Below are 13335 nucleotides of genomic sequence, written 5' to 3'. Positions count from 1 at the left end.
GAATAAAACACAAAGAATGAGGAAACAGACAATGAAGACTGGAAACTTTCGAACCCGGAGGAAGACGCTAGCCGTCGCCGTGACAGCTGCAGCAGCCCTCGCGCTGAGCGCCTGTGGAGGCTCAGGATTCTCGGGGTCAGAAGACGAAGGAGGCGAGTCCGCGGGACCGTCGGACGCGCCGATTTCCGTGCTGATCGGTTCTTCGGGTGAAGCCGAGACCACGGCAGTCACCGGTGCCGTCGACGCGTGGGCCACCGAGTCCGGCAAGGACGCCAGCGTCAGCGTGGCCTCCGACCTGCCCCAACAGCTCAGCCAGGGCTTCGCCTCCGGCGAACCGGCCGACGTGTTCTATGTGTCCACCGACCTGTTCGCCGGCTATGCGGCCAACGGATCCCTCGAGCCGTACGGCGATGACCTGGAGAACAAGGACGACTTCTACCCGGCGCTGAAGGAGGCCTTCACCTACGAAGACCAGTTGTACTGCGCCCCCAAGGACTTTTCCACCCTGGGTCTGATCATCAACAACACCCTGTGGGAAGAGGCCGGGCTCACCGAAGACGACATTCCCACCACTTGGGATGAACTCAGCACCGTTGCCGGGGAACTCACCAGCGATGACGTGGTTGGCCTCGGAATGGGCCCCGAATTCCAGCGGCTGGGCGTGTTCACCGCGCAGGCTGGCGGCGGATTGGTCACCGACGGTGAAGCCACGGTCAACAGCGCCGAGAATGTCGAGGGCCTCACCTATGTACAGGAGCTCATGAACGAAGGCACCGCCGCCTTCTCATCAGAACTGGGCGCGGGTTGGGGCGGCGAGGCCTTCGGCAAGGGGCTGGCCGCCATGGTCATCGAAGGCAACTGGATCACCGGAGCCATGACGAATGACTTCCCGGACGTTGACTACCAGGTCGCCGAGCTCCCATCCGGTCCGGCTGGGCCGGGCACCCTCCAGTTCACCAACTGCTGGGGCATTGCTGCGGATAGCGACAACATCGAGGGAGCCAAGGAACTGGTCGCGCACCTGACGTCAGTGGAGAGCCAGCTCGGTTTCGCTGAAGCGTTCGGGGTGATGCCGTCAGTGCAGTCGGCCGCCGAAGAGTGGGCCACCACCTACCCGGACCTCGCAGCGTTCATCGCCGGCGGCGATTACGCCCAGAATCTGCCAGCCCAGCCAGGCGCGTCGGACGTGCTCGCCGAGCTGAACGCACAGCTCGAAACCATCAAGACGGCTGATGTCCAGCAGGTTCTCGACACTCTGCAGGGTGACATGGAAGCGGTCGTCGCCGACGCCGGATAGCCGAGCTACCGCAGGCAAACGCAGTACAAATTGCTGAGGGACTGCCCCTGACACTGGGGCGGTCCCGCGGCGCCCCATATCGTCGGATAACCAGTAGCCGCATTCAAGACCAGCAGGTAGCAGAGCGAGGACGCAGTGGCACGAAGTACAGCGGCAAAGAAGCCGGCCAACACGACAGGTGCAAAGCCTGGATACCGTAAAAGTACGGGCATTCAGGGCCGCACAGGCCTTACAGGGTGGTTGTTCATCTCACCCGTTGTCCTTATTCTGGGACTGTTCCTGGTCATTCCGGTCCTGATGGCGATTTGGGTCAGCCTCTCCGACTGGACAGGTCGGGGGAGCCCGTTCTCCGGGGACGTCAACTTCGTGGGCGGGGAGAACTTCTCCACCATCCTCGGCGGTGAAGGCCTCGCAGCCCGCGACTTCGGCACAGCCATCCGCAACAACTTCTACTACGTGCTGTTGGTAGTTCCATTGCAGACGGCCCTCGCCATGTTCCTGGCGGTGATGGTCAATAAGCAGGTCCTCAAGGGCCGAGGCTTCTTCCGCACCGCGTTCTACTTTCCTTCGGTCACCAGTTCCGTGGCGATTACCGTGCTTTGGCTCTTCCTCTTCAGTGCGACTGGCGTCGTCAACAAGGTTCTGTCGTTCTTCGCGGTGCAGGGCCCGAATTGGTTCCAGGATCCTCGTGGCGTCTTTCATGTTGTGTTTTCGGTGTTCGGGCTCAACCAGGCGCCCGCAGGCCTCCAGGATCCAGCCTTCCTGGGAATTTCCGGCTGGGAGTGGCTGGCCGGACCATCCGTCGCCATGAGTGCGTTTGTGCTGATGGCCATCTTCACCACCTCCGGCACCTTCATGCTGCTCTTCATCGCGGCGCTGCAGAACATCAGCGGCGAAGTGCAGGAGGCCGCCATGGTGGACGGCGCCACCGGCTGGCAGCGGTTCTGGCAGGTCACCCTGCCGATGCTGCGGCCTACCCTGTTCACGGTGCTCACGCTCGGACTCATTGGCACCTGGCAGGTCTTCGACCAGATCTACACGGGCACCCAGGGCGGACCTGCAAAGACCACCCTCACCCCGGCCTACCTGTCCTTCAACACGGCCTTCAATAACCAGAACTGGGGTGAAGGCGCGGCGATAGCCTTCATCCTCTTCGGCATCATTGTCGCGCTCACCCTGCTGCAGCGGTACGCGCTGCGGGAACGGGACGTTCCCAAACGGAAACGAATGGTCCCGGTGGGTGCCGACCCCAAGTCGGCCGCAGCCCACAGCTCGGCCGTCCGCCATGAAGACCGCACCGGGGCGGACCGCCCTACCGACGACGGCCCGGATGACACAGCAACCACCAAGGGAGACCGGCGATGAGCACTGTCACAGCACCCGCGCCCGCGCCAGAGGCGCCGAAGCGGCCCCAAAACCGGCGGCGCAAAATCGGGCGCGGCGCCTGGATCACGTACATCCTGCTGATCGTGCTGGCGGTCATCTACATCTTCCCGTTCATCATCCAGGTGGCCACCTCTTTCAAGACCGAACCCGACGCCGCGCAGGACCCGCTGGGCCTGATCCCGCAGCACTGGACCTTCGCCGCTTACGAGACGCTCTTCGCGAACTCGGACTTCCCGATATGGGGGCGGAACTCCTTCATCGTCACGGTCTTCGTGACCGCAGGACGGGTGTTCTTCAACTGCCTGGCCGGCTATGCGCTGGCCCGTATCAACTTCCGTGGTCGTGGCCTGGTCTTCGCCCTGTTGGTCGGTGTGATGGCGGTGCCCGGCGTCGTCCTGTTGATTCCCAAGTTCCTCGTCATCAACCAGCTCGGCATCTATGACACGTTTGTTGGCATGATCGTGCCACTGCTGGCCGACGCGGCGGGAGTGTTCATCATGAAGAACTTCTTCGAGTCGATTCCACCCAGTGTTGAAGAGCAGGCCAGAGTTGACGGCGCCGGCACGTTCCGTACCTTCTGGTCTATCGTTCTGCCGATGGCCCGCCCCGCGGTGATGACCATTGTCATCCTTTCGTTCCAGGGATCGTGGAACGAGCTGAATCACTTCATCATCTCCACCCAGGACCCGGCGTTAACCACTCTCACCAAGGGTGTCGCCCAGCTGGCGTCCGGGCAGCTCAGCCAGGGAACCCAATACCCGCTGAAGCTGGCAGCGGCCGCGCTGATGACCATTCCAGTGGCTATCGTCTTCTTCATCTTCCAGAAGAAGATCATGAACGCTTCCGCTGGGGCCGTGAAGGAATAGCCCCACCCGTGGGCGGGGGGACTCGCTTCGGTGCGGGGTCAGCTTCGGGGCTTGAGGCTGGGTGAGCCGGTAACCCCGTCGCCGGCGGCGAGCCCGGTCAGGACGGCGCGCAGTGCGTCCAGCGAAGAGTGCTCCGGCTCCCAGCCCAGCAGCATGCGGGCCCGGTCGGTGTCCATCACCGGCGCCTGCGCTGCCATGTCGATCCACCCAGGATCGGTGCGTTGCAGTCCCAGCGCCCAGGTCAGGCCGACGACGGCGCGCAGCACCCTCACCGGGAGGTTCACGACGCGTCGGGCACCCAGCTGTCCGGCGACTCTGACCGGGGTAAGGACAGGTTCGGCGGCGATGTTGAACGCCCCACCGACGCGTCGGCTGACTGCCCGCCAGTAGGCATCGGCGACGTCGTCGGCGTGGACCGCCTGGAAGATCAGCCGATCCGGGATGGGGAGCAGCGGGAGCCGCAGCCGGTCCAGCAGAACCTTTGGCACCAGCGGCCCCAGGAAGTACCGGCCGATCTCGCTGCCAGCATCCTGCTGGAAAATCAGGCCGGGGCGCAGCCGGGTAACGGGGATTTCCGGGTACTGCAGTTCGAAGTCGTCAAGAAGCGCCTCCTGCTCCGCCTTATGTCGGCCGTAATGCGAGGTGCTGATCCCGCCGTGGGGCCAACTCTCATCCACCCGCTGTCCCTTGGTGGCCGGGCTGTACGCACCGACTGAGGAGGCGCACACGAAGTGGCGGACGGCGGCGTCGGCGGTTGCCCGCAAAGCGTTGGCGGTGCCGGTGACATTGGTGCGGTGCATCGCCGCTTCGTCGCGGTTCGGTTGGATAGCCCAGGCCAGATGCACGACGGCGTCGACCCCCTTGAGCGCAGCGGTCAGCGCCAGGCGACCGTCGTCGGTCCCGATGTCCAGGGCGTGCCACTCGCAACCCGCATAAGGCGCCTGAGTGTCGTCGGGAAGACGGCGTGCGAATCCCACCACCTCGACGCCCCCCGGATGTTCGCCCGCGGCTCGCCGTAACCGGCGCAGCACAGCGGTTCCGACGTTGCCGGTGGCACCGATGACGGCGATTCGCAGCGGCCTGGAGGATGAAGTCGGAAAGGGAGCCATCCTTCAACGGTAATCCTTGGGTAGGCTAATGCCCTAGTAAGCGTCCTGAGGATCAGGTGAGTCCTGGCGAACCAAGTGGAGGTACCAATGGCACGAAGCGGTGGCACAACGGCGGACTCGCCCGCGGCACAGACCCAGGACAAGGCCCAGAACGCGCCGCATCCGGACGATGACCGGAAAGCGGACAGTCCCACCGAGCTGAAGAAGCCTGCATGGGGGTATGTGCTCAAGCGCACGGTCCGGGAATTCGGCAAGGACCAGTGCACAGACCTGGCGGCCGCGCTGACCTACTACGCGGTGCTCGCCATCTTTCCAGCCCTGCTGGCACTGGTGTCGATGCTCGGGGTATTTGGGCAAGCCGAAGCCACCACGGCAACAGTGCTCGACGTCCTCGAGGGCGTGGCTCCCGACATTGCCCGAAACAAGACGCTGACCGACACCATCGAGGGTCTCGCGTCCTCGTCGGGTGCTGGCCTCACGCTGGCGATCGGCATCCTCGGGGCTATCTGGTCGGCCTCCGGCTATGTGGGCGCCTTTAGCCGGGCGATGAACCGGATCTACGAGGTCGATGAAGGCCGGCCATTCTGGAAGCTGCGCCCCGCAATGCTCCTCATCACCGTCTCCGTCCTCCTCCTAGTTGTGATAATGGCGCTCCTGCTGGTGCTCTCCGGACCCATTGCCGAATCAGTCGGCAATGTGATTGGCCTCGGCGACACCGCGATCCTGATCTGGAACATCGCCAAGTGGCCGGTCATGGTGGTCTTCGCCGTACTGATGATCGCCGTCCTGTACTACGGCGCCCCGAACGTGAAGCAGCCTAAATTCCGCTGGATGAGCATGGGAGCCTTCGTTGCGTTGCTGGTCTTGGCGATGACGACGGCGGGCTTCTCCCTCTATGTTGGGAATTTCGGCAGCTACGACAAGACCTACGGTGCGATTGCCGGCGTCGTTGTGCTGCTGCTGTGGTTGTGGCTGGCCAACCTGTCCCTACTCTTCGGTGCAGAGTTCGACGCCGAGGTGGAACGGGGGCGACAACTTCAGGCCGGAATCGAGGCGGAAAAGACCCTCCAGCTTCCGCCGCGGGACGACAAGATGAGCCGCAAGAAGCTGGACAAGGAACTCGAGGACATTGACAAGGGCCGGGAGTTGCGCCGGAAGTACGAGCGCGAATCCGCCCAGCACAACAATGACTAATCGGCGACCCGCACGGTCCTGCACCTAAGCTTGAGTCATGAGCGAAAACGAGCACAGTACCCGCGGCGCCTACGTGAACACGGGTAAAGAATTCAGCCGCGACACCACCTACATCGAAACCCGGATTACCCGGGACGGTGCCGACGGTTATCCGGTGGAAGCCGGCCGGTACCGGCTGATTGCGGCGCGCGCATGCCCCTGGGCCAACCGCGCCATCATCGTGCGCCGCCTGTTGGGGCTCGAGGACGCCATCTCGTTGGGCACCCCGGGTCCGACGCACGACATGCGGTCCTGGACCTTCGACCTCGACCCCGGCGGACGCGACCCAGTGCTCGGAATCGAAAGGTTGCAGGAGGCGTTCTTCAAGCGGGACCCCGAGTACCGACGCGGCATTACGGTACCCGCGATGGTCGATGTGCCCTCCGGCGCTGTGGTCACCAACAACTTCCCGCAGATCACCCTGGATTTCTCCACCGAGTGGAAAGACTTCCACCGGGAGGGCGCCCCCGAGCTGTACCCGGAGGCACTCCGCACCGAAATCGACGAGGTCAGCAAGCGGGTGTTCACCGAACTGAACAATGGTGTCTACCGGTGCGGATTCGCCGGTTCACAGAAAGCCTACAACGACGCCTACGACCGGCTGTTTGCGGCCCTCGACTGGCTGGAAGAGCGTCTGCAGCACCAACGCTTTCTGGTCGGAGACACCATCACCGAGGCCGACGTCAGACTGTTCACCACGCTGGTGCGCTTCGACCCCGTCTACCACGGGCACTTCAAGTGCAACCGGAACAAGCTCACGGAGATGCCGGCCTTGTGGGGCTATGCCCGGGACCTGTTCCAGACCCCCGGCTTCGGCGACACGGTGGACTTCGCCCAGATCAAGGACCACTACTACATCGTCCACGAGGACATCAACCCCACCGGGATTGTGCCCAAGGGTCCGGACCTGGCGAACTGGCACACCGAACATGGGCGGGAAAGCCTGGGCGGGCGCCCCTTCGGCAAGGGCACCCCTCCCGCCGCAGTCTGAACCGTCTGCGCAGTACCGCCCCGTATCGGATTGCCCAGGTATTGGGCGGGGTTTCGGCGTGTTTGGCCAAACACGCCGAGCGAATGACGACGACGGCGTGACAACCTGGGCAGACCTGTACGCACCCGGCGGTACAACGGTCCCACACAAGGTCAATTAGGGAACAGAACCGTTTCCTAATGAAGGTGACCATAGGCTAGCCTTACTTCTGTTCGAAATTTGACGGGAAGGAGGCGTGTCATGGCAGTGCAGACTGCGCAAGCCCCTCCCGAAAGCGCTCCGACACCGGCCGGCAGCAAACCCCACGGGCGCTGGGTCCTCAAGTTCAGCGCGACGGCGGTGGTCCTGGTCCTGATCTGCGCGGCATCGCTGGCCTTCGGTTCCCGGCCCATCAGCGTCGACGTGTTCGTCGCCGCGCTGACCGACTTCGACCCGGCCAACGGCGACCACGCAGTAGTCCACTCCCGGATTCCCCGCACGGTGACCGGCCTCATGGTCGGTGCCGCACTCGGCCTCGCGGGCGCCGCCATGCAGGGCGTGGCCCGCAACCCCCTGGCCGACCCGGGCATCCTCGGCGTCAACGCCGGCGCGGCGCTGGCCATCGTCACCGGCATTTACGTCTTCGGGGTGGCCGACGTGACCGGGTACATCTGGTTCGCCTTCGCCGGAGCCGCCCTTGCCGCCGTCATCGTGTACGCCGTAGCGAGCCTGGGCCGGGACGGTGCCACTCCCATCAAACTGGCCCTCGCCGGCGCGGCACTGTCCGCCGGACTTGTCAGCCTGATGAACGCCGTCCTCGTCTCCAGCCAGGAAACCCTCGACCGGTTCCGGTTTTGGCAGGTGGGCACCGTCTCCGGTCGGGGCTGGGACGTCCTCCTGCCGGTCCTGCCGTTCCTGATCATCGGGATCCTGCTGACCTTGGCGACCGGCAAGGCCCTCAACAGCCTGTCCCTGGGCGACGACATCGCCAAAGGCCTCGGCCAGAACGTGGCGGTCGCCCGCGGCGTCGCTGCCTTCGGCGTCGTCATCCTCTGCGGTGCTGCCACGGCCGCCGCCGGGCCGATCGCGTTCGTCGGCCTGGTGATCCCCCACCTGGTGCGGGTGCTCACCGGCCCCGACTACCGGTGGATCCTACCGTTTTCGATGGTACTCGCGCCGGTCCTGCTGATCGGCGCCGATATCGTCGGCCGACTGATCCTCCCGCCGGGTGAGGTGCAGGTGGGCATCATGACCGCCATCATGGGCGCCCCGGTGTTCATCTGGCTGGTCCGACGGCGGAAACTGGCCCAGCTGTGAGCCTCCACACCGCACCCCACGCGGCCCCGACCAGCCCGACGCCGAGAGCCGCCATCAGTGACGGCCGGCACCGCCAGGCCGCGCAGCGCCTCAGAGCGATCATCATCCTCGCTGGGATCACCGCAGTCCTGTTCGCCGTCACCGTCCTCCTCGGCACCTACACGGTGACCATTCCCGACTTCTTCAGGATCCTCGGCGGCGCTGACATTCCCGGAGCCACCTTCATCGTGATGGAAAACAAGCTGCCCCGCGCCGTTATCGGCGTCCTCATCGGCGTGGCCTTTGGTGTCGCGGGCGCCATCTTCCAGACCCTGCTGCGCAACCCGCTCGCCAGCCCGGACATTATCGGGATCAGCTACGGCGCCAGCGCCTCGGCGGTGGCGGCGATCGTGCTGTTCGGTGCCGCCGGTGTTGCCGTGTCCCTGTCCGCCCTGATCGGGGCGCTCACCGTCGCGGCCGCCATCTATTTGCTGTCCCGCCGCGGATCGGTGGCCGGCTACCGGCTGATCCTCGTGGGGATCGGCTTCGCCGCTGTCATGCACGCCATGGTCAGTTTCCTGCTGACCCGCACCGATATCCGGACAGCGTCCGACGCGCTGGTCTGGCTGAACGGTTCGCTGAACTCCAGTAACTGGGACCGCGCCACCGTCCTGCTGCTCGCCCTGGCGCTGCTGGTCCCCACCGCCGCGGTCTTGTCGCGGGTGCTGCGTGGCCTGGAACTGGGTGACGACACCGCGGCGAGCCTCGGTGTCCGGGTGGAGCCGTCCCGGCTGGCCCTGATCACCGTCGGAGTTGCCCTCACCGCCGTTGCCACGGCAGCGGCCGGCCCGGTGGCGTTCGTCGCGTTCCTCGCCGGCCCGATCGCCCGGCGGCTCGTCAAGGGCGCCGTGTCGCTCACCGTGGCTGGCCTGGTCGGTGCGGTGATCGTCCTCGGCGCCGATTTCGTTGCCGCCACAATGATTCCCGGTGTGTCGCTGCCGGTCGGCGTGGTGACGGGCGTCCTCGGCGCACCGTTTCTCCTCTGGCTGCTGGTGACCGCCAACCGCACAGGCCAGGGAGGCTGATATGACGTTGACAGCCAGTGAGCTGACCCTCGCGTACGATGACCGCAAGGTAGTCCAGGACCTCACCGTCGAACTGCCGGCCGGCAGGATCACGGTGATCGTTGGCGCCAACGCCTGCGGCAAATCGACCCTCCTGCGCGGCCTCGCCCGGCTGCTCAAACCGACGGCCGGCGTCGTCAGCCTCGACGGCAAGGACATTCATGCGCTGTCCACCCGTGCCGTCGCCCGCACCCTCGGGCTGCTGCCGCAGACCCCCGTCGCGCCGGACGGGATCACCGTCGCCGATCTGGTGGGGCGCGGCCGCTACCCGCACCAGGGCTGGTTCAGGCAGTGGACCGACGACGACGACGCCGCTGTCGCCGCCGCCCTCGAAGCCACCGACACCCTCGACCTCGTCGACCGATTCGTTGACGAACTGTCCGGCGGTCAGCGGCAACGCGTCTGGATTGCCATGGCCCTGGCCCAGCAGACCGACATCCTCCTGCTGGACGAACCCACCACCTTCCTCGACGTCACCCACCAGGTGGAGGTGCTGGATCTGATCACCGACCTGAACCGGCGCGATGGCACCACGGTTGCCATCGTTCTCCACGACCTCAACCTCGCCGCGCGCTACGCCGACCACCTGATCGCCATGAAGGACGGCCGAATCGCCGCCCAGGGCAACCCGGCCGACGTCGTGACCGAGGAGACAGTCACAGCGGTCTTCGGCCTGCAGTGCCGCGTCATTGCGGATCCTGTGTCCGGCACGCCCCTGGTGGTGCCAGTGGGCCGGCACCACTCGAACGCCGAATCTACCCCGGCTTCATCCGACTCGACCACCGGGCGAGGGTACCTGCCCAACCCGCAGGACACGCTGGTTGCCCACCATCTGGAGGCGGCATCATGACCGACGTCGGCAACCGGACCGCCCGGCAGGGTCAGCGCACCGAAGCGGCAGTCCCGGCGGTGACAGCCTTTGACGTCGTCGTGGCCCGGGTGCAGCGCCTGAGCGACAACTTCCAGCGGATCACGTTCGGCGGGTCCTGCCTCAAGGACTTCGGCGTGCGGGGGGCGACCCTCGATCTGCGGATCAAGGTGGTAATCCCCGTTAGCCAGAACGACGAAGCCCCCCGCCCAAATCTGCGGGAGCTGCTGGAGGCGCCCACCGAGGGGCCCGGCTGGTACCAGCAGTGGCTGGCCCTGGACCCGGCCGACCGTGGATCGATGCGCACCTACACCGTCAGGGAAACCCGGTGCGACGCCGACCAGCCCGAGATTGATGTCGATTTCGTGATGCATTTCGACGCCGCCGGGAACGGGGGTCCGGCGTCGCTCTGGGCCGCCGCAGCAACACCCGGCGACCGGATCTGGTTGATCGGCCCGAACGCCCACGCCGCCACCTGCACCACTGCCGGATCCTACGGCGGGATCGAATGGCGCCCGGGGCTGGCCAAACACGTCCTGCTCGCCGGTGACGAGACAGCAGTGCCCGCCATCAGCGCCATCCTTGGCTCGCTGCCCACCCACATGGGTGGGCACGCCTTCCTTGAGGTGCCGGACCGGGCGGACTTCCAGGATGTTCCTACCGACTCCTCGGTTCACATCACCTGGCTGGCGCGGAGGCAACACCCCCACGGGGAACTCCTCGACGCAGCGGTCCGCGACGCGGTTCGCGTCCCGGGTTGGGTGTCGCTGGCGGCGCCCTTCGCCGTCGGCGTGGATCCCAGCTCTCCCGCCGGTCTGACCCTCGCGGCTGCCGCTGCCGCGGCGGCCGGTCCCGAGCCGGAAGAGGTGAACATCGATGAGGCGATCCTTTGGGAGACACCCCAGCTGTTGAACGCTTCGGCACTGATCGGCTCGCCTAACCCGGACCGGCCGTCCGGTGCCCTCCCCTTTTACGCCTGGATTGCCGGCGAAGCCGCGATGGTCCGTGGATTGCGGCGCTATCTGGTCCGCGACGTCGGCATCGACCGCAAACAGGTTGCCTTCATGGGGTATTGGCGCAGCGGCCGGTCGGAGCTTAGCTAGCCGCCACGCCCTGTGATATGTAACGGAATTGTAACTTTTCCGGCCGGTGGCCTACCCTTGTAGGGAGCCATTCGCATCATTGTGGCTCCCAGACTGCACGCCTAACCCTGTCAGTAGCTGGCCCCCAATTCACCGTGGCAGGGGTGGAGGACCCATCTTTTGGCAGTTTCCTGCCTAGGGGTGCAGCCCTTCGCAGATTGCTTTTCCGCTCTCGTCGGAACAGTAGGCAGAGGGCCGAGTCAACTCTTGCTCGAATCCGACAGCTAACTTCACCGGCGTTGCAGAGAGGCTTTTGTTGTGCACCATCCGGTTACTTCCGGGCGCCGCCGCGCGTCCGTCGAACCCACATTCCCCCGCCGGTCAGTTGTCCTCGCCACCGGGGCGCTCGCCGCAGCGGCGGGCCTTACCCTGACGGCGTTCTTCCCCTCGGCGGAGGTCCCACCCCGGCCAATCGCGGACGCGGTGACGAGCCCCACCGCGCCCGTCACCGCTGACGCCGACGCCACGATCGACTTCGGTAAGGAATCACCGCTCGCCATGGCCTCCACCCCGGCCGCCAAAACTACAGTCCTGTCCAGTGACGCCGCCACGTTCGCCGCGCCCATCACGGAAGCAACGATCGCCTCGCCGTTCGGCTATCGAGTGAATCCGATGGGCGGGCTCGGCGACGAGCTGCACACCGGCACCGACTACGCCGGCGCGTGCGGCACCCCGGTGCTGGCTTCCCGCGCCGGCACCGTGGTGGAATCCGGGTGGCATGCCTACGGCGGTGGCCAGCGGATCGTGGTGGACCACGGCGGGGGACTCGAAACCTCCTACAACCACCTGAACACCCTCGGTGTCAGCGTCGGGGATGCCGTAGCGAAGGGGCAGGGCATCGGCGCCGTCGGCAGCACCGGCAACTCAACCGGCTGCCACCTCCACTTCGAACTCCTGGTCGACGGCGAAAAGGTCGACCCCCAGACCCGGCTTTAGCGCGCAGCCCGGGAATCCCGCCGGCTGAGCCCCGTGGATGGGATTGTCTAGACAATCCCATCCACCGTGGCCGGACGGTGGGAAATTGGAGCAGCTACGGGGTCGGGTTGGTAACTACTGCTGGATCCTTCTTGCCGTAGGGCATCCGCAACCGCAACGAGTTTGCATCCACGCGCAGGGCCATGTGGGTGCCCTTGCCGAGTGGGTCTCCGTCCAGTTGGATTTCCTGCGGCTCGTCGAGCTGGATTTCGGCGCTCTTGCACTGAAAGTACTCAAGCGACGGGTCTTTTCCCTTACCCCGGGCGAACAGCTTGCCGACGACGCCGAACCAGCCCAGCCGACCGGTCGGTGCAACGGTCATGACGTCCAGCAGGCCGTCGTCGATCTTCGCCCCCGGAAAAATCTCCAGTCCGCCCATAATCTTGCCGCAGTTTCCACCCATCACGCTGCGCAGGCGGCGGACGATGGGCTCGCCCCCGTCAAGGGTGATACGGGTTCGGGTGGGTTTCCCGCCCAGGTTGCGGATGCCGGCGTCGACGTAGGCCAGCCAGCCCACCTTGTCTTTAAGGTCGTCGCGGGTGTCAGCCATGATTGACGCGTCAAAGCCCAGGCCCGCCATCACCAGAAACACGTGGGATTCCTGCGCGCGGTCCACTGTGACGTGGATGACGTCCACATCGCGCTCGGTGCCGAACAGGGCAGCTTTGGCCGCCTCCTCGGGATTGTCGACGGCGATGTCCAGGTTACGCGCCAGCAGGTTGCCCGTCCCGAGCGGGATCAGGCCCAATGCGACGCCGGTGCCATTGACTACCTCTGCCACGCAACGGACCGTTCCGTCGCCGCCGGCAGCGATCACCACGTCCACACCAGCGTCAACGGCTTCTTTCGCCTGGCCGCGCCCTGGATCGTCGGCCGTCGTCTCCAGGTATAGGACCTCATCCCACCCGTCGGCGGCGCAGAGTTCCGAAACGATCGCGCGAATGTCAGCGCCGGTGTTCTTGACCGGGTTGATGATCAAGGCGGCACGCTTGTTCCGGGTTTCGGCGGGCTGGGTCATGGTGTCCTTCTCGGTGGTCGATGGGGGAATGATCAGGGAACGATCAAGGAA

12 protein-coding genes and 1 riboswitch are annotated in these 13335 nt (G+C 65.5%); of the genes, 10 read left to right on the top strand and 2 right to left on the bottom strand.

The genetic code is table 11. The features are described 5' to 3' along the window. The first annotated feature begins 31 nt into the window (after positions 1-31). The 3 genes from ACX80O_RS09240 to ACX80O_RS09230 all read left to right on the top strand — a co-directional run bounded on the left by ACX80O_RS09240 (position 32) and on the right by ACX80O_RS09230 (position 3549). A complete protein-coding gene (locus tag ACX80O_RS09240) occupies positions 32-1297 on the top strand; it encodes a sugar ABC transporter substrate-binding protein (RefSeq protein ID WP_459333261.1) in 1266 nt (421 codons plus the stop codon). Between the two features lie 240 nt (positions 1298-1537). Next, positions 1538-2662, top strand: coding sequence for a carbohydrate ABC transporter permease (locus ACX80O_RS09235; RefSeq protein WP_459306319.1), 1125 nt, complete (start codon positions 1538-1540; stop codon positions 2660-2662). Further along, on the top strand, positions 2659-3549 hold the full coding sequence (locus ACX80O_RS09230; RefSeq protein ID WP_459306317.1) for a carbohydrate ABC transporter permease: 891 nt from the start codon (positions 2659-2661) through the stop codon (positions 3547-3549). The genes ACX80O_RS09235 and ACX80O_RS09230 overlap by 4 nt, the downstream gene beginning before the upstream one ends. Before the next feature lie 38 nt (positions 3550-3587). Here the strand turns inward: ACX80O_RS09230 and ACX80O_RS09225 are convergent, their stop codons facing one another. Beyond that, complete coding sequence (locus ACX80O_RS09225; protein ID WP_459306657.1) at positions 3588-4625, bottom strand: NAD-dependent epimerase/dehydratase family protein; 1038 nt, start codon at positions 4623-4625, stop codon at positions 3588-3590. A 120-nt stretch (positions 4626-4745) separates the two neighbouring features. Here ACX80O_RS09225 and ACX80O_RS09220 point away from each other — a divergent pair, with 120 nt between their 5' ends. The 7 genes from ACX80O_RS09220 (at position 4746) to ACX80O_RS09190 (ending at position 12227) form a co-directional block, all read left to right on the top strand. Continuing rightward, positions 4746-5852, top strand: a complete 1107-nt coding sequence (locus tag ACX80O_RS09220) for a YihY/virulence factor BrkB family protein (protein WP_459306315.1) — start codon at positions 4746-4748, stop codon at positions 5850-5852. Positions 5853-5889: 37 nt separating this feature from the next. Continuing rightward, positions 5890-6882 carry a glutathione S-transferase family protein gene (locus ACX80O_RS09215; protein WP_459333260.1) on the top strand — a complete coding sequence of 331 codons (993 nt, stop codon included), beginning with the start codon at positions 5890-5892 and terminating at the stop codon, positions 6880-6882. A gap of 240 nt (positions 6883-7122) precedes the next feature. Next, entirely contained in the window at positions 7123-8178 is a 1056-nt protein-coding gene (locus tag ACX80O_RS09210) for a FecCD family ABC transporter permease (protein WP_459333259.1), read from the top strand. A gap of 53 nt (positions 8179-8231) precedes the next feature. Next, positions 8232-9242 (top strand): FecCD family ABC transporter permease, encoded by a 1011-nt coding sequence (locus ACX80O_RS09205; protein ID WP_459333302.1) that lies wholly within the window; start codon positions 8232-8234, stop codon positions 9240-9242. A 1-nt stretch (position 9243) separates the two neighbouring features. Further along, positions 9244-10131: an ABC transporter ATP-binding protein gene (locus ACX80O_RS09200; protein ID WP_459333258.1), complete on the top strand. Its 888-nt coding sequence runs from the start codon at positions 9244-9246 to the stop codon at positions 10129-10131. Next, positions 10128-11252 (top strand): siderophore-interacting protein, encoded by a 1125-nt coding sequence (locus ACX80O_RS09195; RefSeq protein WP_459333257.1) that lies wholly within the window; start codon positions 10128-10130, stop codon positions 11250-11252. Before ACX80O_RS09200 ends, ACX80O_RS09195 begins: the two co-directional genes overlap by 4 nt. 105 nt (positions 11253-11357) lie before the next feature. Next, a riboswitch (cyclic di-AMP (ydaO/yuaA leader) is annotated at positions 11358-11545 on the top strand. A 4-nt stretch (positions 11546-11549) separates the two neighbouring features. Continuing rightward, a complete protein-coding gene (locus tag ACX80O_RS09190; protein WP_459333256.1) occupies positions 11550-12227 on the top strand; it encodes a M23 family metallopeptidase in 678 nt (225 codons plus the stop codon). 94 nt (positions 12228-12321) lie between these two features. Here the strand turns inward: ACX80O_RS09190 and ACX80O_RS09185 are convergent, their stop codons facing one another. After that, positions 12322-13284 carry a diacylglycerol/lipid kinase family protein gene (locus ACX80O_RS09185; RefSeq protein ID WP_459306304.1) on the bottom strand — a complete coding sequence of 321 codons (963 nt, stop codon included), beginning with the start codon at positions 13282-13284 and terminating at the stop codon, positions 12322-12324. Positions 13285-13335: the final 51 nt, after the last annotated feature.

This window comes from Arthrobacter glycogeni, from assembly GCF_054511155.1.
The sequence above is the reverse complement of the archived record's forward strand: the minus strand, read 5'-3'. Positions and strand labels throughout refer to the sequence as shown.